Raw genomic sequence first — 21,294 nt, forward strand, 5'->3', positions numbered from 1 at the left:
TCCGCATTTTCGTGGGTTAGCTGAAAGCCAGTGCCATAATTAGTTTGCTTAAGACTAAATCATTTGGAGGCTAGCATGAATAAACATAGCATGATTTTTATCGGCTTGGATACGCACAAGGAATTCCATGAAGTCGCGTATTGCGAAGAGCAACGCGGCGTAAGTCCTGTTCATTACGGACGCATCCCCTTTTAAAAAGTCAGCTAGAAAAAGTTGCTTCGTCAGTTTGAATCGAAATACCCAGGCGCCACCCTTCACTTTGTTTATGAAGCTGGCCCCTGTGGCTACTGGATTTATCGGCTCATTACCAGCCTAGGGCATTGTTGTTATGTGGTTGCTCCTTCTCTTATCCCTAAAAAGCCAGGTGAACGTGTAAAGACTGATCGCCGTGATGCGCTAAAGCTTGTGAGGTTATTAAAGTCTGAAGATCTCACTCCTGTCTATGTGCCTGAGCCGGAAGATGAAGCTGTTCGGGATTTGTCCCGTGCTCGCGAAGCGGCAATGAAGGATTTAAAAGAAGCTAAGTACCAGCTTAAGGCCCTGCTGCTTCGTAACAACACTCGTTACGAAGGTACTGCCAACTGGTCGAAGAAACATCTGCGTTGGCTCACTGAGCTGATATTGCCTCATCCTGCACAGCAAATTGTTTTACAGGAACAACTGCAAACCATTGAAGAACGTATTCGGCGATTAGAGCGGTTGGATAATGAGTTAACCCATCATGTTCATCACTGGCGTTACTACCCTGTGGTGAAAGCTATTCAGGCTATGCGTGGTGTCAGGTTGTTGGTGGCTGTCGGCGTTGTCGCGGGATTAGGTGACCTGCACCGCTTCGACCATCCCAGAAAGCTCATGGCCTACTTAGGTTTAGTGCCCATTGAACAATCATCCGGTGGTAAACGTCATTTAGGGGCTATTACCAAAGCTGGAAACGGCCAGGCAAGACGGTTGCTGGTTGAAGGCGCACACAGTTATCGTTATCCGGCGAACGTCTCAACTGAATTGCAATTGCGCCAGGAAGGCTTACCCAAAGATATCGTTGATATTGCCTGGAAAGCACAGCTTCGCCTGTGCAAACGCTACCAGCGGATGAGCAAGAAAGGAAAACACTACAATCTCATTATTACGGCGATTGCCAGAGAAATGGCAGCTTACATCTGGGCTATCGCAAAAGAAGTGGTACTCACGCCCATCAATCCAAAACTCAGATTGAGTAGAGTGCCCGCATGATAAACGAGTTTGAGCTAACGCATTCGGATCAGGCCGCGGAATGTGGCACAACCTACGAGGGCGTTATGATGGCAATCACTTAACCGTGATTGATCCACGAGCATAGACTGATGAGAATGGCTGAGCGGTCACCGGGACACGGCGGATTGATAAGGTCAGCTCTGCTTATTCATCGAATAAGTAACCTACGAATACCAGCATACGAACCGACGACATTACTGCCTCATCCGGTGCGTTAGCTCATTTAATTTGAGTGAAACAAAAGCTAATTATGGACTGAAATAATGTCATGGAGACGCTCGGTTTTAATTGACGAAGGGAGTAATACCAACGCTAAGCTTTGCGTCCCAGTGACCGAAGGGAACGACAACAGCGTATTGTTAGGCATGTTTTAAACACTCCTCTAGTTTTTCAATTAAAGCATTCGAACGCAATAGAATTAGCTCTGCTTCTTCAGAATTTATTTCACGTCCATGAGCTGCAGCGTTTCCCAATTTAACAATTTCGAGAAGGGCCTCTGACAAAGGGCGAGTAATAACCTCATCGTTAGCTAGGGTTTGCAGCCGTAGTGCGAGTGAGTGTTTAGTTTTTCCCATATCGGGTTGATATTTACGGATTGTTTTCTCGATTTCTACTCGCAAGGCTACAAAGGCAAGTGATGTATCGACTCCCTGATATTCGGCGGCACTTTCTTTTACAATTGCTCCAGAAGTAACTTTTTCTACTTTCTGCAAAGCATCTTTAAGTTCAAGTTTTAAGCCGCCGGGTAATTCTAGCGACTTCAAATACGGAAAGACCCAAGGTAACGCGGCAAGTACAACCAAAAGGACAGTGATTGAATCAATTGTTACGGCATCCACAAATTGGTGTGTAAATGCTAATGCTAGAAATACAAGAGAAACAAAAAAACCTAGAACTTTCAAAACTCCTCCTTTGGCACATAACCTTCCAAATATGGGGCGCGGACGCGCAGGCAATAATGGCGAAGCCGCCTGCGTGTATGCTTCCCAGCGAGCGATAGCGAGTGCCATAATTTGTTTGTTATATGCATTTTTTACCATAGCCCAGGATCATTTAAAGCCTCAACACATTGAGTGGGGCCAGCCATAGGATGAATTACTTGCCCATCAAGCGATTGCGCGAGCCAGCCAATTGGCTGACTTAAAGGGCAAGGCGCTTTTACAGTACTTTCATCGATTTGCTCGAAGCCAAGTTTGGAATAATAACTTGGGTCGCCGTAAGTGAAGGCTAAATTAACATTTAAAGACTTTAGATGTTCTAGGCCATATTTAATTAGCTTTTGGCCAATGCCTGTCCTTTGAATGTCTGTTGAAACGGCAACCGGTGATAAAATGAAAGCAACCTGCCCACTAGGCACTGCAAGGCGACTGAAAAATATGCACCCAACAACAATCTCGCTTTCTTCTGCAATGTACCCAATAAGATCTTGTGGCGCAGTAGTGGTAATTATTTTTGCTACAAAATCTGCAATTACTTGACCTTCTGCTTCTCCCTCGGATGCAGAGAACACTCTCTTGAAAAGATCGATTACCTCAGGAGATTTTGATTCATTAAATAGTGAAAACTTCATATTTCTTCAACCTTCGGCACTATCGCCAAGATGCACATAACAATTTAATAGTGCGCAAATTGCGCGTTTTTCTCCCGAGCGTGTGCTCGTTTTTATCCATAGTGCCATCATTACTAATTGACTGAAAGTTACAGGATACACAGGCTGTGCATATTTGTGGATAACTATGTTTAGGATAAGAACGCGCGATTAAGTCGTTTCCCCGAATATAGGGGAAAGGTCGCTACAACTGTATATATAGGCACGCACCTAACTTTTAACAATGAAAACACTTTGGTCAGCTATGGCACTACAGGTGAACCTATATCACTGAATGTGATGTTCGTCCCAATATTTGGGTTGTCTTTAATCATTGGATAATACATCCTGCACTAAGTAATGAGACATATAAGTATCACGGGGGACAATAACATGACACTTGAAGGTTTTATTATCGGAATGGTCTTTGCGGGGTTCGCATTAATAGCAATGTGGGCATTAGCAAATGTGGGTTTACCTAAAGCCCAGAATAAACACGTTCCATTTAAACATCGTAAATGAGCGGACAACTAAAAGGCAACATTGCTGCTGCCTTTCAGTATTGATGAATAGTTATTGGAAAACGATTCCAAAAATTTGAATTATGTTCACAGCCGGCTTCATTTGAAGCTGTTTACTAATCTCATACATCCTAATATACCAGAACAGATGCCTGCGGGATGTATATCGGGCTTTATTGATATAAGCACATGCCGCCACTATTACGCAATATCCCCTTTGTCCATCAAACAATAGCGAATTAGCAATCTCATTTTTTCGTTTCTGAAGCTTGTACATGTACAAGAAGCTACTATTTGCCGAAGGTACAAAAACGTCAACCGAAAACGTCAACAGAATATTGTCTTAGCCCTTTCAAATTGAGCCCTCTAGGTGTGCGCGAGAGCCTCACCTAGAGGGCGTAGGATATAGCGTTTCGCTCATAATAGTGTCATAAGGGTAAAAGCATATGCCTAATTTGCGAGGTTAGAGCGGAGAACAGAGAGATGGAGACCCGGGGCGTTACTGTATTGCAGGCACATTGTAGTGGCAGATTAAATTATTCCCACGTAAGCATGGTTTAACTGTATCTCCTCTGCTCATTTGCCGTAGGTTATAAAACTTATCGCTGTCAGTGTATCTTCAAACGTGACCACGCCCACTTAAGGTCTTGTACATGTACAAGACCTTAAGTGGGGAAACTTACTAAAATACCTATTAGGCTACTTAATTGTGATGAAGCGTAGAAAACATGTTTGACTGCGAACAACGGACGTTATGTTAAATAACTTTACTCGTCAAAAATTCGTCTTTTAGCTCCGGTAAATGGGGAGAAATGTACCTTCCACGGTAAATAAAAGCCCTATGTGTCAAAATAGAATCAGTTTGAAGTTCATAGGGACGAACAGTGCAACAGCCCGACTTACCATCACAACTTTTATAGCTTCGCTGTGACAAGCGAGTCAAGCTATCGTAGATGAGGTATAGATAGCGTTAACGAGCCATTTGAGTAAGAAGCATGCAATTAGATGTAACAATTTTTTTTGATGAAAAACTGGGTTTTCATGTTTGCTGTCTAAAAGCTGACTATAGCCAACATGACAATGTAATGGATGCAAATTGTATCGTGGGGTTGGGCGAATCACTAGCTGGCGCTCGGGAAGACTTTATCTTTAACTACCAGATCAGTATGGATGAGCTTAATTCCCTGGACGGCGATATAAAACATTAGTTTCCTCCCAGCTTTAACAAGTACAGCCTTACGGGCATTTCTTAACGTACCTTTCCCAAACCAGGATAAAGCCTGAAGCGCCTGATCAGGTGCGACTTACCTATTAGCATCGTTATTTCTTGTACATGTACAAGTTGCATCTAATGCCAGTCGAGGTGTTTGCATTTTCAGCACCCAACTTTATTTTTTTTGCTGCGCTCACTACCAAAAATCCCGCGTAATCTGACTATAGTTTTAAACCAGAGGGAAATTTTAGGAACACTCCCTCTCAGATCGTAGAGATGTCAGTATGAGTTTATTCCTTGGTCGTGATGAAATAGCAGAAATCACCGGAAGAAAACAGAAAGGAAAGCAAATAGAGCAACTGCGTAAAATGAGAATTCCATTTGAAGTGAATGCTTTGGGAAACCCAGTTGTATTGAAAGGGTATGTTGAAACGCTCTTCGGTGGTGTGGACAGAAAACTCCCCGTGAATTCTGCTCGTGCTGACTTTAACAAACGCTTAAATGCAGGAGAGCTTTAAAATGGGACGACCCAGAAAAGAAGTCAACAAGTCTTTACCAGTCGGAATGTACTACAACGAAAAGGGTAAGACATTTTATTTGAGAAGTGCGAATAGTGGTGATATCAACCTAGGAAAAGTCAAAGCTACGGCAATACAAAAATACTATCACGCCATAGATAGAGAATGTGAGGGATTTATAGTGGCTGATCTAATCGAACGGTATATGGAAGAAATATCACCAACATTATCAGTGTCGACGCATAAAACCAGTATTCCTAGAGCGAGAAAATTATTAGTTGCGTTTGGTGACTTCCCTTTAGAAGACTTAAAAACGAAGGATATTCAAAAATACTTGGACTATCGTAGAAAAACTCCCGTGGATGCAAATAGAACAGTAGCACTATTAAGTTCGATGTATACCGCAGCTGAGAGATGGGGATACATTGACAGAGTACCTTTCAAGAAAATTAAATTTCATAAAGAAGAGCCTCGCAAACGCATTGTAAAAATGTCCGAGATCGATATTTTTAAAGAATTTTGTCCTTCATGGATGTGCCTGTTTATTGATTTGAAATTCAGTACCGGACTACGGCAGAAAGACATTCGCGAGCTGACCACTGAAAATTGGAATCCATCTGTGGGGTTAATGGTTCAAGCATCAAAAAGTCAGCATAGAACGTGCTTTGATAAGTGTATCGAACTTGTATCATTGATAGAAGAGATCGAGAGGGCTGCTGCCACTAGGTGGAAGAAAGGTACGGCTACTCCTAAACCGCTATTTCCCAACAAAAAAGGGGGAGCTTATACACCTAGTGGATTTCAATCTATGTGGCAGAAAAGAATGCAAAAAGCATTGAAGTCAGGTAAATTAAAAGAAAGATTCAGAGAACATGACATTCGTGCCATGGCAGCGACTAATAGGCCTGATTTGGAAGATGCCAGGCGCTTGATGGGCCATAAAGAAGCAAGTACAACACTTCGAAATTATCGAAGAGGGTACGAGCACGTAATGCCTAATAGAAGCGTTGTATCAACGCTTCTATAAACATTAAATTTAAAAATAATTAAAATATTCGCAATTAATTGAAACAGCGATTTTTTCTAGGAAAATGTTTAGTAAAAAAGCTTAGGATAACAGTGCGTTAGCGGAATCGACTGAGTGATTGAAAATCCGCGTGTCCCTGGTTCGATTCCGGGTCGAGGCACCATTATTCCTAGCCTCGAACAGTGTTCGGGGCTTTTTTGATTCTATTCCCTGAGTTGGTGTATATATTCCATTTCTGCGCAGGCTGTCAGTAGTTACTCAGCACCAGGCTAATTCTCTCTTGCTAGCACTTCGTCATTTGAATAAAAACGCGTTTAATTATTAAGCTATCACCTTTTACAAAAAAGGGATGTTTGACATGCATATCAAAAAATTAGCGGTAGTTTTTTTTACTCATGTCCGCGCCTGCATTTGCAGATAATGCATCAAAGCACGACAAAATTGTTGAGCTGATAGAAATCATTAATCTGGATTCAGTAGTAGACGCGATGTATTCAAGCGCACAGATGATAAAGGATAATAGATCTGTTTCCTCTGATCTTAACCCTTCTGAACAAACCATTGTCGATAAATATGATACAAAACTGCTCGATTTGATTAAGCGGGAACTTAGTTGGAAAAAGATGCAGCCGGATATGGTCGATATTTATGCAAAATATTTTCAGAAGCAGAAATTGCCGATATGCTGGCATTCTACCAAACTGAAACAGGGCAGAAGATGATTCACAAGATGCCGGAGATTTCTCAGGAGTCTTTTGCCCTGACACAATCACTCATGCAGGACGTAATACCCAGGATCAAGGCTATTTCACGTCAGCGTAGCGAAGCACTTAATGCCGCTCGGCAGAGTGGAGAATAATAATTTACGCTTCCTGTGTTCTTTTGCCTTGCGCATAATACAGGCAGTTATATTAAGCACCATATGTGCAATGTCTGTGAGTCATGGCCGGGATTCCGGCCTTCTGTTGACGAGTCACAGCATAACTTATCACGTCAATACGCTTAGCTGACAGTGCTAATATTCCGGCATGCAGTGATTGAAAGTCTCTTGCGCAACGATAGCGCCTGGGTGCCTAATTACCACAGCAGCCACTTTGGCACCATACAACGCTGAGTCAAACGCACTGTGCTCCTTTGCTCGTGAGGCCAGATATCCGGCGTTAAATGCATCGCCTGCAGCGGTGGTGTCAACAACATTTTCAACAGGATTGATGGGAACAGACTGGCTTCCTGACGGTGTTAGTAGATAAACACCAGATGCGCCGTTTTTAATCACGCTTTCCCCAATATTAAAGGCGGATAAATGCTCTACCACCTGACTTACTGTTGTGTGTTGGTAGAGCTGGGCGTGGTCATCAACGCCAGATAATGCAATATCGCTGAGCGCGTAGGCGCGGTCGGCCCATTCGCGTGCGTCGGCTACGCTGTTCCAAAGTGCAGGACGGTAATTCAGATCAAAGGCAATTTTACAGCCCTGCCGACGTAAGTCGGCGATGACATCAAACAAGCTTTGGCGCTGCGCATCATCCAGAATCGCTATAGAGATTCCGCTAAAGTAAAAAAGGTCAGGGGCGGGGATGGGGGAACGCATTTCATTAAAGGTCTGGGTCGCCGCAGAATCTTTCCGCCAATAGGTGAAGCTGCGTTCACCTGCATCATCAGTATGCACCATATAAAGCCCGAGATGACGAACGGCTGCCCGTTGTACCAGGCTGGTGGAGAGCGACTCATTTTGCATATAGCGATAAAGTTGGTCGCTCTGAGCGTCGTCGCCTATCGCCGTTAAATAGTGTACGGTAGTGTCAGGTGAGCATCGCTTTAAATAGACAGCAGTATTAAATGTGTCGCCGGCAAAATTTTTAATCAGGTGGCCGGTGGGTTGCTCTACCAACTCAATCATGCACTCACCGAATATCACTATCTCTTTCATGATGTTTTCCTTGTAAGGTCGCTAACCTGTCAGGCCGTTTTTAAATCACAATGTTGCAAGACATTGCTCAGCATTATCACTATCTATCGTTGCCAGCTTATTGAGTTGAATGAGTACCGTTTCGCGAAATTCTGTATTGTCAGTTAACCCACCAAAGATGCGTTTTTCGTTCAAAATGCGCTTACCTACTTCTTCAATATCCTCTGGATTAGCGGTTACCACGCCTGCTAATAAATCTGCCATGGGATCAGTAATCTTTCTTTTTGCCTGCACTGCTCTAATAACAAAAAGTATCCACGCTGCTACGACGGCACAAAGCAGGCTGATGCTTCGATTTTCTTCAATATTGTCTTTGATAGTGCCAAGAATGCGCGGCGGCAATTTCTGTGAACCATCCCAGGCAATCTGCGACAGTAAATGGTGAATATGTTTATTCTCAAACCGCTTAAGAATGGCTTTCGCATAGTCTCCAGGAACCAGTGCCGCATCATGTTGTAACGTGGGCAAAATTTCCTGCTTGAGAAGACGGGTGATGAAATCGCTCATCGAATTGTGGGTGATGGCGTCAAACACGGTACGCATTTCACATAAACTACCCAGATAGGCAAGGGCTGAGTGCGTACCGTTCAATACCCGAAGTTTTGCGTTTTCGAAGATGTGCACATTGTCTGTAAAGACCACCCCGGCATTTTCCCAGGCAGGACGGGGGCCGCTAAAGTTATTTTCAATTACCCACTGAGAAAATGCTTCGCGCTGAACCGGCCATCTATCTTCTAACCCGGTTGCCTTTATGGTGGCTTTTTCAAGCGCTTCATCTGAAGCGGGTGTGATGCTATCCACCATCGTATTGGGAAAGCTGATGGTTTGCGCAATCCACTGGCTCACCGCCGGGTCATACCTGGCGGCAAACCGCTTTACTGCACGGTATAATTTGTCGCCATTTTCTGGCAGGTTGTCGCAACTGACTACTGTCAGTTCGTTATAGCCAGCTTTACGCCGTGTTGCCAATGCGGCCACAAGCAGGCCAATGGCTGATACTGGCGTGTCGGGGTGGGCAAGATCATGCTCAATATCCGCATGAGTAAGATCAAGCTCGCCCTGATTATTCAGACAATAGCCTTTTTCTGTAATGGTCAGGGTGATGATGGCGGTTTGCCGCGCCGTCATGCGGTCCATAACCCGCTGTCGATCGTCCTGCAAGACAAGTATTTCTTTAATAATGCCGACAATACTAACCTGAGGCTCGTCATCCAAAACCATTAAAGTATAAAGATTATCCTGCTCAGCTAACGCCTGTTTGAGTGTCGGGCTTCTCAGCGACACTGCGCTGATGCACCATTGTCCGCCATCGCGGGCAACCTGTTGTGTATACATTGCCTGGTGGGCCCGGTGAAATGCGCCCGGCCCTAAGTGAACAATGCCGATATCTGTACTTTGCCGGTCATAATCTGGCCTGGCTACATTTGCCGGTAATTTATGCAACGACTGATTAGTTAATCGGGTCATAGTTATCCCAGCTTATAAGCTTGCTTGGCAAGTTTGTAGGTGAGCTGACTGGCAAGTTCAAATGCTTCATTTTCACTGATTCTGTGTTCTGCAATCAGTTGCGCCAGAAAGCGACAGTCCATGCGACGGGCGACATCATGGCGTGCCGGTATAGAAAGAAACGCTCGGGTGTCGTCGTTAAATCCTGCGGTATTGAAAAAGCCCGCCGTTTCAGTCATCTGATGGCGAAAGCGTAGCATGCCTTCCGGGCTGTCGTGGAACCACCAGGCTGGACCAAGTTTCAGGCAGGGATAATGGCCGGCCAATGGCGCCAGCTCGCGCGAATAGGTGGTTTCATCAAGAGTAAAAAGAATAATGGTTAAGTCACGCTCATTGCCATATTTGTTCAACAATGGCTTAAGCGCATCCACAAAATTTACTGCAACCGGTATATCGTGCCCTTTATCGCTACCGAATTGCTTAAATAACTGTGTATTGTGGCTGCGGTGCGAACCCGGATGAATTTGCATTACCATGCCGTCTTCAACACTCATGCCTGCCATTTCGGTGAGCATTTGCGCCCGGAAAAGATCCTGATCGGCTGCTGTGGCATCCGGGCTCAGCACTTTGCTAAAGAGCGCTTCACATTCACTTAGGGTCAAATCTGCTGTGGCTGCAGTAGGATGGCCGTGGTCAGTTGCTGTTGCCCCGTGCGCTTTAAATACTTCACGCCGGCGTCTAAGCGCGTTCAGGTAACCTTCCCACGTCAATGTGTCTTCGCCGGTCATTTCACCCAGGGTGGCGATATTTTGGGCGAAGTCATTCCTTGATGCATCGACCACATCATCGGGGCGGAAGGTGGTGATAACACGCTTATTCCAGCCTGATTGCTTAAGCTTTTGATGGTGGGTTAAGGGATCTAACGCCCCTTCTGTTGTTGCAATAAGTTCAATATTAAAGCGGTCCATCAGCGCACGGGGCTTGAATGCCGGTGTAGCAAGCTCGGCCGTAATATGATCATAGTAATTCATCGCATTTTTGCTGCACAACATATCCGTCATGCCAAAAACTTCGTGAAAAACGGTATCCAGCCATAAGCGTGAGGGGGTGGCGGCGAACAGATAATAATGGTCTGCAAAAACCTGCCAGGCTTTGCGCGGATCCTGTTCTGTGGGACCGTCATCAGTACGGCTGATGCCAAGGGTGTCTAACCCCACCCCCTGACTATATAGCATCCTGAACACATAATGGTCCGGTGTAATGAAAAGCTCAGTTGCATTGGTAAAGTTTTCATCGTAGGCAAACCAGCGAGGATCGGTATGTCCGTGGGGGCTGATGATCGGCATATCTTTCACTGACTGATAGAGTGCCCGGGCAGTGTCGCGGGTGGTTTTATCAACAGGAAACAACCTGTCTTCGTGCAGTAGAATCGGATCCATAACGTCCTCTTTTTGCCTGATGTAATCAAAATGGCACGTAAATAATAAGTTTATGCCACCGGTGGCATAATAGAAGTAGTGTAATTGTTGATCAAGCGTATTCTTTATTTTTTGCTGGTGGATTCGCGGATAATCAGGCGAGGTATTACCGACTCGCTCTGCGTATTTTGGATGGGTAAACCTTCAATTTGGCCAATAAGTTTCTTCGCTGCGATGGAGGCCATTTGGGCAACAGGGCGACGTATTGTAGTCAGTGAGGGTATCATTCGGGAGGCCATCAGGTTGTCATCGAAACCAACCACCGACAATGCCTCGGGAATAGCAATATTTAAGTCGTGCGCCGCCTTTATCACACCTACCGCCATCTCATCGTTATTGGCAAATATAGTAGCTGGACGGGGAACTTTCTGTAGTAGTAAGCGGCCACATTCGATACCGCTTTCGTAGGTATTGTTTCCCTCAACAATCCAGTCCTTCGCGATATTGATATTTAAATCCCGTAAAGTCTGGCAAAACCCCTCGAGCCGTTCTATTGACGATGAGTAGGCGCCCGGCCCGCTAATCACGGCAATATCGCTATGGTTTTGCGCCGCCAGGTAACGGGCCAGTTCCTCTACCGCGGTTCTGTCATCTGATATTACTATTTTGTCCGGGTCGTCTAACTTTACTGACGTCATGCGAACATAATTGATACCACGCTGTCGAAAATTTTCTGCCAGCCCGGAGGATTCCGATACGGGGGGCAACACGATAACGCCATCCACACTGGATCGTTTTACAAAGTTAAGGCAATTATCTACAAAATTGTCTTGGTGATAATGACAGGGGTGAACAATGAGTTCGTATCCCTTTTCAGTGATAACGTCCAACACACCCTCTTGCACCTGGTCGATGTAAAAGGTGCCCGGGTTGTCATAAATAATACCCAGTAAATAGGAACGCCTGACCGCCAGGCCTCTGGCTTTTTTGTCCGGTGAGAATCCTTCCTGTTTGATAATGTGCTCGATCTTTTTCCTGGTGTCGCTATTTACATTGGCCGCACCATTGATCACCCGTGACACGGTTCGTTTTGAGACACCAGCCTGCTGCGCGATGTCATTGATCGTAGAGCGTTTTTTCATAGTTTGAGGAATGATACGTTTAATCTCATTTGACAGCAGAGTAGCGTGTCAGCATTCGACTGACAAAGAGTTTTGCTCTTTGACCAGTGCGTTGCCAGAAGCACGTAGATGGTTACTCAAGCTCTTCAAAAAATTCCGGGTGGCGCGCTTTCACAGAGTCTATCACTTGCAGTATCAGATGCAGGTGGCTGCTCATCGCGGCTCTGGCAAGCTCAGGATCTCTTGCCTTTAAAGCATCGACAATAGCCACATGTTGCTCCAGTACGCTTTGGTACTGGCCACCGGATTCTTTAAGACCCAAATTGCGGACTCTGTCCATGTGCGCTTTTTCATACTGAATAAGACTCGCGGCGCGCTGATACTGCGCAAAATCAGCAAAGGTCTGGTGAAAAGCGTCATCCAGTTGCTGAAACGAGAGTGCATCCATCTTGCTGGCCGCCAGGCGCTGCTTCTCAATAAGTTGCTCACATTCAAGAATCAGTTCATCCGTTGCCTTCTCAGCGCAGAGGGCCACTATTGCCACTTCCAGTGCTTCGCGAATGAACCGGGCTTCAATAATTTTTGAAATACTTAACTTTGAAACAAAGGTTCCCCGCTGCGGGCGAACTTCTACAAAACCTAATGCAGCCAGCTTTGCAATTGTCTCTCGCACCGGTGTCCGGCTGACTCCGTACTTTGCCGCCAGTTTATTCTCTGACATCGTCGAGCCAGGTTCGATGGCCATATTGACGATTTCATCACGCAGATGTTCGAAAAGCTGGTCAGAGGTTGACTGGTAATAAGATAATTGAATATCTGACATTGTCGTCGAGGTTTTCTTAGATTTTGATTTCACTATAGCACCGGTCTTACTGAAAATGAGTTACAGGTTCTCAAAAGAATGCCCTTACGATCGCACGTAAACACCCTCAAGTATCTTTTTTCTTCCAAATTATTAATCGTAATATCGAGTCCGAAAGGTTTAGCCTGCCCCCGTTGAGGGGGTACCTCCGACGGCAGTACTGCTGCAATGCGATAAAATATGAATAACGAAACAATCAGTATCAACGTGCCATCGCTCGTTTTGTTAATCAAAAGTTATACTGCCTTTATGATTTTTAATAATTGTTAAATTTTGGATCCTTTTCTCTGGTAGACCACCCATCTCGCCGCTATAGTGAGCTCAACTTGAAGTTGTATACAAGTATTCATGTGTCGGTTGTGCCTTCCGAAAGATAGATCAGAGTATCGGCACTGTCACCATCGTTCAACGCCAAATGTAAGAGGTAAGTATGAACACAAGCAAGACTTTCACGCTGAGCAAACGAGGGCTACTGATGTTGGCAGTGGCTTCCGCGGTTACGTCTGTTCAGGCTCAGGAGCAGCCAGAGGAAGAGCCACAACAGACACAGGAAGCTACTCAGGAAACTGAAGTTATTGAGGTGCGCGGCTACCGGGGAAGCTTATTCAACTCGACCGTGGCCAAACGCGACTCTCAGGGATTTGTAGATGAGGTCTTTTCAGATGAGCTGGGTAAGATGCCAAGCCAGAATCTGGCTGAGTCATTAAGCCGCATTCCCGGTGTAAAGATTAATCGGGATGTGACCGGTGAAGGCCAGCAAATTTCGGTACGGGGCCTGGGTCCAAGTTTTACTAAAATTGCGTTGAACGGCAATGCTATATCCATAGCCTCAGATGGTAGCCTAGGCTCGGGAAACAGAAATCGCGAAGTCGATTTGGATATCTTCCCGACCGAACTTTTCAGCAGTTTGTCGGTCTCAAAAACGGCGATGGCGCATCAGTTGGAAGGCGGAGTCTCAGGTTTTGTCAATATGCGGACCGCCCGTCCGTTTGATGCCGGTAATCAAACTTTTAAATATTCGTTAGAGGGCGCTTACGGCGATCTTAGGGGCGACATCAGCCCCCGTTACTCTGCAATTTACAAGAAAACAGTAAATGATAAGTTTGGGGTATTGGTGGGTGTAGCGGGTGCAAATACCAAATCCAGGGTCGATGGCTATGAAGCTGTCGCTTTATTTACTGACGGCTGTGTCGCACAGTGGAATGACCCTGAGCATACTGCATCTGGCTGCGTCGAGGGGAGCCAGGGACTGAATCACTTTTTCTGGAGCCCGGAAGCAACATCGGATTACGCTGCCGCCAATGAAGGTGTCAGTGTAGGTGACCCGGTAAATCCGGTGGCGACCTCCGGGCTGGCCGCTGACACACTGGATACGGCGCTACTGCCTTATCTTGGCCGTCCCATGTTTACCTACGGGGATCGCGACAGAGTTTCCGGTATCATTTCATTGCAATACCGACCAAATGATCGCATTGATGCAGTGCTTGATACGATGTATGCCAAGGCCTCTAAAGATTTCGTCAGAACAGAGGCAATGTGGTGGGGCAGACGTAACTACCTGCATCAGGGCGCTGCCATTATTCCGGAAAATGTCACGGTGGATGACAACGGTTATGTAACCGATGGTACATTCTACAATTCCCACATCTGGGTAGGTTCTCACGATTATGAGGAAGACCTGGACTTTTACAGCATCATGCCCAGCGTATCGTGGATTGCCACGGATACGCTTACAGTGGATGTTTCAGCCAGTTTGACAAAATCAGAATTCGACCGTGATGAGCCCTATGTTCTTTACATGTCGCCGGGCGGCACGATGCAATTTACAAATGGCGATGTGCCAAGCTTTAACTTCAGTGAAAACCCGGCTGACCCGACTATCGGGTATACCTGGCAGCAGGAATACGACCAAAATAAAGATGGGGTCATCAGTGAGGATGAGAAGTTTGGCGATATGTTCCGCATCCAGCGTAATCACCGTGAAACGGAAACCAAAGGGTTTCACCTGGACTTTGCCTATGGAGAGGCCCCTGAGTATAACGGCTTCAAATTCGGTATCGCATGGGATGAGAATACCTCCAATATGGATGCATTTGGCGGTACAGCCGAGTTTACCGAAAACAATGTGAGAAACTCCCCCGCCTATGGCAACTTTGCTGAATACCTGTCGCCATCACTGGTTGACGACCTGGGTACGGGCATCAGTGGCTATAACGGCTACACCGGTATTGCACAGGTCGACTGGGACCGGATTAAAGACGCGACCAATTACGACAGCTTTGAGGCCATCCCCTCTCAGGGCGATCAGTTTGGTGCGACTGTTGGTGATATCAGTGAGGAAGTGCTGGGCATTTATGTTGAAGCGAATACTGAAACTGAAGTGGCAGGTCGCCTGTTAAGGGTAAATACCGGTGTGCGCTGGGTTGATACTGAGCAAAGTGTCGCGACTTCTGAAAGCCAGACAAGCACGAGTTATAGTAAGTTGCTGCCGTCATTGAGCTTAGTCTACGACTTTATGGAAGATGTGAAAATACGAGCCAGTGCTTCACGTAGCTTAACCCGGGCGAACCCGTCCGACTTGTTCCCCAATGCTTCGTGGGGAGGTTCTGGTATAGAAACCGTTAACGCGGGAAATCCATACCTTTCTCCCTTCGAAGCAACCAATTTTGATATTGGCGGCGAGTGGTATTTCTCGGAGCTGGGCTATATCGGGCTTACGTTCTTTGAAAAAGAAGTCACCGGATTTACCCGGTCTGACAGTATCACCGTGGCCTTCGAGAACCTTGGCCAGTATGGCATTGATGTCAATGATATCGGCGATGATCGACAGCAGGCGCTGCTGGAATGTGGTGGGCCGTCGCAGTGTACAGCTACTGTTAACACGCGCAATAATATCGATGGCGCAACAACATTGAGTGGTTTTGAGGCAGTGTGGGTGCAACCGCTGGATATCATCGTTGAAGGTCTTGGTTTCAATATCAGTGGTACAACAATTCGTCAGGATGCCAGCGACGATGATGCCATCATTACCGGTATTTCAGATCTGAGTTACAACGGAACGCTGTTCTATGAAAACGAGTTCTTCCAGACCCGAGTCACGGTTAATCATCAGGATGGTTCTGCAAGTTATTACACACAGGGTAAAGAAGTATTTTCGTTTGACCGGACACAGATTGACTTGTCCGCCAGTTACAACCTGCCGGTTGATATGGATATGACGGTGACACTTGATGCTTACAACCTGACCAACGAGCCTGTGGGCAACTGGCATGAGTATGAAGGTATTGCCTTTAATGCATACTATCCCGGCGCGACTTATACACTGGGTCTTCGAGGCTCGTTTTAGTCCTATAACTCACGACCAGACCTGCTGACTAAGCAGGTCTCACCGAGAGGGTGATCATGAAATACATTGTAATGATTTGCGTTTTGCTGGTATCCGTAAGCAGTCTTGCTTCCTCAATTATTGAGGGGGAAGACGGCTACAGACTTTGGCTGAAGTATGACCCGATAACGTCGGCCAGTTTAAAAAAGAAATACACTCAGCAGGTGGGCCGCTTTCACGTGACTGGTGACACGGAGACCATGCAGGTTGTGCGCGATGAACTTAATTATGCACTTAACGGCATGCTCACAGATGCTACTGTGGTGAGCCAGAAACAAGCTGGTTTGCTGGTTGTCGCCGGTGACCAGGCGAGTAGTTTAGCTGCCAGTAACAGCCTGGATTTGAAGTCTGTTGGTGATGAAGGCTATGTGATACATCAGACAAATGACGGTGATGCTTCGCAGATACTGGTTCTGGCCAATACCGATGTCGGTGCGCTCTACGGTACGTACCGCTTGCTACGCCAGCTGCAGACTCATCAGCCGCTGGATGGTTTGTCAGTATCCTCATCGCCAGATATTGACTTGCGCGTGCTGAATCACTGGGACAATCTTGATCGCCACGTGGAACGCGGTTATGCAGGCCAGTCAATCTGGGACTGGCACAAATTACCGGATTATCGGTATCAACGTTATATCGATTATGCGCGGGCCAATGCCTCCATCGGTATTAATGGCACGGTGCTTAACAATGTCAACGCTGATCCACTTATTCTCACACCTCACTATCTGACCAAAGTTAAAGCGCTGGCAGACATGTTCCGCCCTTATGGCATTAAAGTTTACCTGTCAGTGAAATTCAGCTCCCCACAGCTTATCGGCGACCTGGATACATCTGATCCCCTCGACCCAGAAGTTCGGCAGTGGTGGAAAGACAAGGTTGCAGATGTTTATCAACAGATCCCTGACTTTGGTGGCTTTCTGGTAAAAGCAAACTCAGAAGGGCAGCCAGGGCCTGGCGATTTCGGGCGCACCCATGCTGAAGGCGCCAACATGCTGGCCAGTGCGCTGGCGCCTCACGGCGGAACCGTCATGTGGCGGGCATTTGTGTATGCCAACGAAAAGAACGAGGAACGTTCCAAACAGGCATATTCTGAATTTAAGCCATTGGATGGAAAGTTTAAGGACAACGTGCTGGTTCAGGTGAAAAATGGTCCCATCGATTTTCAGCCCAGAGAACCCTTTAGTCCGCTATTTGGGGCGATGCCCGACACCCCGTTGATGATGGAATTCCAAATCACAATGGAATACCTGGGGTTCAGCACGCATTTTGTCTATCTGGGGTCGATGTATGAAGAGGTCCTCCAGTCGGATACTTATGCTCGTGGGGAAGGCTCAACGGTGGCCAAAGTGATAGACGGCGATCTCTTTAACCATAATGTCACAGGCATGGCTGGCGTAGCTAATATTGGCACCGACCGCAACTGGACAGGACACATTATTCTACAGTCCAACTGGTATGTATTCGGTCGCATGGCCTGGGATCCGCAGGTTTCAGCCAAAACCGTGGCAGATGACTGGATTCGGATGACGTTAAGTAACGATGACAAGGTTGTGGCCAGCGTATCCGACATGATGATGAAGAGTCATGAAGTCACCGTGAATACGATGACGCCACTGGGGCTCCATCATATCATGGGCGCGGGTCATCATTATGGCCCGGCACCGTGGGTTGATTCACTGGGTCGTGCCGACTGGAACTCAGTGTATTATCACCGTGCAGCAAAAGACGGTATCGGTTTCGATCGCTCTGAATCAGGGGTAAATGCGGTAGAACAGTACTTTTCACCTTTGAAAGAACAATTGTCTGACCCTGCCACCACCCCGGAAAAATACCTACTGTGGTTCCATCATCTGCCGTGGGATTATGAAGTCAAATCATCAGGCCGTACCCTTTGGAATGAGCTAGTCCACCGATACTATCAGGGTGCCGCTGACGTAGAGGAAATGGCCGACACCTGGGATAGCCTGGAAGGCAAATTGGATCCGCTACAGTTTCATCAGGTCCAGATGGCAATGGATATTCACGAAAAAGAAGCAATTTGGTGGCGCAATGCCTGTGTGCTTTATTTCCAGCAGTTTTCCGGGCAACCCATTCCTGAAACGTTACCTAAACCTGAAAAATCGTTAGCGGATTATCAAAAAATGTCGTTTCCCCATGCACCGGGTCAGGGCTAATGTGGGTGCATTATGTTCCTGACTTTTATTTTTGCCCGTGCATTAAAAAGCAGCAAAAGCGTGTTGTGTAGGCGCACGCCGCTTTTCTGCATAATCCTGCTTGCGCAATTGCTGGTAACAACACCGGCCATTGCCGGGCAGACCCTGAATGTCATTACTTCCTTAAGTAGCAATGACCCCATGTACGAGGGGTTAGTTAAATTTAAGCAAGAAGTTGAAACCGCCTCTGACGGGCAGCTTGCCATTCGCATTTTTGTTGGCTCACAGTTAGGTAACGACAGCGATATGCTGGAACAGGCCATGCTGGGGGCGAATGTCGCGGTGCTTGCCGATGGCGGCCGTCTCGCGGTGTATCAGAATGAACTTGGCATACTTGGCGCACCTTATCTAATAGATAATTACGGGCAACTTAGTCAGTTTACCCAGTCTTCGCTTTTTGAATCATGGGCCGAAGCACTTGCGCAGCGTGAAGGCCTGCATATATTTTCGTTCAACTGGTGGCAGGGCGCCCGCCATCTGCTGACCCAAAAACCGGTTTCCGGTCCAGCAGATTTGCAAGGTATCAGAATGCGCACTATTGGTGCGCCCGTGTGGATTGAAACCATCGAGGCGATGGGCGCGACACCTACGCCGCTCGCCTGGGCTGAAGTTTACAGTGGGCTGCAGCAACGGGTTATCGATGCCGCTGAAGCACAGTACACAGGCATGTGGGGCGCGCGCTTATATGAGGTCATCACCCATGTCACCAAAACCGGGCATATTCAGCTTATCTCCGGCCTGGTAGGCAGCGAGCGTTGGTATCAGTCGCTGAGCCCGCAGTTGCAGAAAATTGTCACCCAGGCGGCAATTGCGTCTGGAGACTACGCCTCTGAAAAGGTGCGCAAGGCGGAGCGCACTATTGAACAGAAACTGAAAGCCCAGGGTGTTGTAATCACGACGCCCGACACCACGCCATTCAGACAGGCCACGCGTCAGGTATATGAAAACCTGGGCTATGCCTCGTTGTACACAAAAATACAAACCCTGTTGGGTGAGGCCGATGATGCAAACGATTAATCGCATTGAGCGGATGCTCTGTGTTTGGCTGTTGAGTGCGATCGTGGGCCTGGTTTTTATCGCAGCTATTATGCGAACCTTGGGTTATCCGATTATCTGGTCTGTGGATATGGCGCAGCTATTGTTTGCCTGGCTCACAATGCTTGCCGCTAACCAGACATTTCACCACGGCCAACATGCCAGTGTGGATATACTTACCCGGCGGCTCTCTGCTTCAGCCAAAGAAATTCTGTTCACCGGTTTCGATATTTTAATGGTGGGCGTGCTGATCGTTCTACTGTGGTTTGGTATTGAGCTGTTTATGGCTAACCCTCAGCGCACACTGGGAAGTACCACCATTGCTTATCGCTGGGTCACACTGTCAGTGCCGGTTGGTGCAGGGCTTATGATTATCACCCTTACACACCGTGTGCTGAGTCGTCATCATCGGGAAAAACAGGAGGCAGGGCTATGATCATGCTGGTACTTTTTCTCGGCTTTCTTTTGCTCGGTTTACCCCTTGCTTTTTGTCTGCTGATTGCCGGTATGAGCTATTTTATCAGCGCAGATAGTTTGCCGCTGACCGTTGCCGTGCAGCGGTTAGTGGCCAGTAGTCAGAGTTTTCCGCTTCTGGCGGTGCCGTTCTTTATTCTTGCCGGTCACATTATGAATCATTCTGGCATTACCCAGCGGTTAATAAAATTCTCTAATCTGTTGGTGGCGTGGATAGCCGGTGGGCTGGCTCATGTGACGATTATTCTTAGTGCGCTGATGGGCGGCGTGTCTGGTTCGGCCATTGCCGATGCTGCCATGCAGGCCCGGGTTCTGGGTACACCCATGCAGGATTCAGGTCTGGGCAAAGGATTCAGCGCCGCTATCATCACAGTAAGTGCGCTTATTACTGCTTGTATTCCGCCCAGCATCGGCTTAATTCTTTACGGCTTTGTGGGCAATGTCTCCATCGGCAAACTATTTATTGCCGGTATTGTGCCAGGCATTTTGCTGACGCTAACCCTGATGCTGACCGTTTTTTTTCAGGTGAAAAAGCATTATCCCGCGCAAGCTGAAGGCGAAACACGACCACAGCTGGGCAGTGTTTTTACCGCCATGAATGAGTGTAAATGGGCGCTGTTGTTCCCGGTTATTCTTATTGTCACTATTCGCTTCGGTATTTTTACCCCCTCTGAAGCGGGGGCGTTTGCAGTGGTTTACGCCATAGTGATTGGATTCTGGTGCTACCGGGAGCTATCCGTTCCACGTCTTTTAGAGTCGCTTAAACAGAGTGTGGATGATATTGGCATGATTATGCTCATCATTCTCAGTGCAGGTGTCGTTGGATATGTTGTTGCGTACCAGCAGCTGCCAGTGACCCTGGCTCAGGCGGTCGCCGATCTTACGCAACAGCCCATACTGGTTATGCTGTTGTGTCTTCTCTTTTTGCTGGTGGTTGGCATGTTGATGGAAGGCACGGTAATTGTTTTATTGTTAACCCCTATTCTTGTACCTGTTGTGCAGTCGGTGGGCATAGATCCCGTTCATTTCGGTGTGTTGATGATGATTATGGTGACCTTCGGGGGGACGACACCACCGGTGGGCATCGCAATGTATTCAGTGTGCAACATTATGCGCTGTCCCACAGACGAATATGTGAAAGCAGCCTGGCCATTTTTTGTGGCGGTATTAGGGTTAATCACCCTGATGGCTGTATTTCCTTCAATTGTTCTTTTTTTACCAGAGCTGGTTTATTAACGCCGGACGGGGAG

The 21,294-nt window shown here is 47.0% G+C and carries 16 protein-coding genes and 1 pseudogene; 10 read left to right on the forward strand and 7 right to left on the reverse strand.

All coding sequences use genetic code 11. From position 1 onward, the window contains the following. Positions 1-75 precede the first annotated feature (75 nt). Positions 76-1,230: pseudogene (locus F458_RS19665) on the forward strand (IS110 family RNA-guided transposase). A 380-nt stretch (positions 1,231-1,610) separates the two neighbouring features. On the opposite strand, the gene F458_RS19670 reads toward F458_RS19665, so the two are convergent. After that, the gene (locus tag F458_RS19670; RefSeq protein ID WP_018984129.1) at positions 1,611-2,291 is read right to left on the reverse strand and encodes a DUF4145 domain-containing protein; all 681 of its coding nucleotides are present in this window, start codon (positions 2,289-2,291) and stop codon (positions 1,611-1,613) included. Beyond that, entirely contained in the window at positions 2,285-2,821 is a 537-nt protein-coding gene (locus tag F458_RS0114380; RefSeq protein WP_018984130.1) for a GNAT family N-acetyltransferase, read from the reverse strand. The genes F458_RS19670 and F458_RS0114380 overlap by 7 nt, the downstream gene beginning before the upstream one ends. A 1,534-nt stretch (positions 2,822-4,355) precedes the next feature. On the opposite strand from F458_RS0114380, the gene F458_RS0114395 reads away from it, so the two are divergent. The 4 genes from F458_RS0114395 (at position 4,356) to F458_RS20525 (ending at position 6,977) form a co-directional block, all read left to right on the forward strand. Then, positions 4,356-4,568: a hypothetical protein gene (locus F458_RS0114395; RefSeq protein WP_018984133.1), complete on the forward strand. Its 213-nt coding sequence runs from the start codon at positions 4,356-4,358 to the stop codon at positions 4,566-4,568. A 289-nt stretch (positions 4,569-4,857) separates the two neighbouring features. Continuing rightward, complete coding sequence (locus F458_RS19675; protein WP_018984134.1) at positions 4,858-5,091, forward strand: DUF4224 domain-containing protein; 234 nt, start codon at positions 4,858-4,860, stop codon at positions 5,089-5,091. Position 5,092: 1 nt separating this feature from the next. Beyond that, on the forward strand, positions 5,093-6,118 hold the full coding sequence (locus F458_RS0114405; RefSeq protein WP_018984135.1) for a tyrosine-type recombinase/integrase: 1,026 nt from the start codon (positions 5,093-5,095) through the stop codon (positions 6,116-6,118). 613 nt (positions 6,119-6,731) lie between these two features. Then, positions 6,732-6,977, forward strand: coding sequence for a DUF2059 domain-containing protein (locus F458_RS20525; protein WP_156824262.1), 246 nt, complete (start codon positions 6,732-6,734; stop codon positions 6,975-6,977). A gap of 156 nt (positions 6,978-7,133) precedes the next feature. On the opposite strand, the gene F458_RS0114415 is transcribed toward F458_RS20525, so the two are convergent. The 5 genes from F458_RS0114415 to F458_RS0114435 all read right to left on the reverse strand — a co-directional run bounded on the left by F458_RS0114415 (position 7,134) and on the right by F458_RS0114435 (position 12,928). After that, the gene (locus tag F458_RS0114415) at positions 7,134-8,048 is read right to left on the reverse strand and encodes a sugar kinase (protein ID WP_018984137.1); all 915 of its coding nucleotides are present in this window, start codon (positions 8,046-8,048) and stop codon (positions 7,134-7,136) included. Positions 8,049-8,093: 45 nt separating this feature from the next. Then, positions 8,094-9,554 (reverse strand): mannitol dehydrogenase family protein, encoded by a 1,461-nt coding sequence (locus F458_RS0114420; RefSeq protein WP_018984138.1) that lies wholly within the window; start codon positions 9,552-9,554, stop codon positions 8,094-8,096. A 2-nt stretch (positions 9,555-9,556) separates the two neighbouring features. Continuing rightward, positions 9,557-10,972 carry a glucuronate isomerase gene (uxaC, locus tag F458_RS0114425; protein WP_018984139.1) on the reverse strand — a complete coding sequence of 472 codons (1,416 nt, stop codon included), beginning with the start codon at positions 10,970-10,972 and terminating at the stop codon, positions 9,557-9,559. A 104-nt stretch (positions 10,973-11,076) separates the two neighbouring features. Beyond that, complete coding sequence (locus F458_RS0114430; RefSeq protein WP_018984140.1) at positions 11,077-12,093, reverse strand: LacI family DNA-binding transcriptional regulator; 1,017 nt, start codon at positions 12,091-12,093, stop codon at positions 11,077-11,079. A gap of 112 nt (positions 12,094-12,205) precedes the next feature. Beyond that, positions 12,206-12,928, reverse strand: coding sequence for a GntR family transcriptional regulator (locus tag F458_RS0114435; protein WP_211213203.1), 723 nt, complete (start codon positions 12,926-12,928; stop codon positions 12,206-12,208). Positions 12,929-13,364: 436 nt separating this feature from the next. Here F458_RS0114435 and F458_RS0114440 point away from each other — a divergent pair, with 436 nt between their 5' ends. The 5 genes from F458_RS0114440 to F458_RS0114460 are packed head-to-tail and all read left to right on the forward strand — an operon-like array spanning position 13,365 to position 21,280. Beyond that, a complete protein-coding gene (locus F458_RS0114440) occupies positions 13,365-16,280 on the forward strand; it encodes a TonB-dependent receptor (RefSeq protein ID WP_026294692.1) in 2,916 nt (971 codons plus the stop codon). Positions 16,281-16,336: 56 nt separating this feature from the next. Continuing rightward, complete coding sequence (locus F458_RS0114445) at positions 16,337-18,496, forward strand: alpha-glucuronidase family glycosyl hydrolase (RefSeq protein ID WP_018984143.1); 2,160 nt, start codon at positions 16,337-16,339, stop codon at positions 18,494-18,496. Positions 18,497-18,508: 12 nt separating this feature from the next. Further along, on the forward strand, positions 18,509-19,552 hold the full coding sequence (locus tag F458_RS0114450; RefSeq protein ID WP_018984144.1) for a C4-dicarboxylate TRAP transporter substrate-binding protein: 1,044 nt from the start codon (positions 18,509-18,511) through the stop codon (positions 19,550-19,552). Then, a complete protein-coding gene (locus F458_RS0114455) occupies positions 19,536-20,006 on the forward strand; it encodes a TRAP transporter small permease (RefSeq protein ID WP_169334843.1) in 471 nt (156 codons plus the stop codon). The genes F458_RS0114450 and F458_RS0114455 overlap by 17 nt, the downstream gene beginning before the upstream one ends. After that, entirely contained in the window at positions 20,003-21,280 is a 1,278-nt protein-coding gene (locus F458_RS0114460; protein WP_018984146.1) for a TRAP transporter large permease, read from the forward strand. Before F458_RS0114455 ends, F458_RS0114460 begins: the two co-directional genes overlap by 4 nt. Positions 21,281-21,294: the final 14 nt, after the last annotated feature.

The organism is Salinimonas chungwhensis DSM 16280 (assembly GCF_000378185.1).
Classification (GTDB): Bacteria; Pseudomonadota; Gammaproteobacteria; order Enterobacterales; family Alteromonadaceae; genus Alteromonas; species Alteromonas chungwhensis.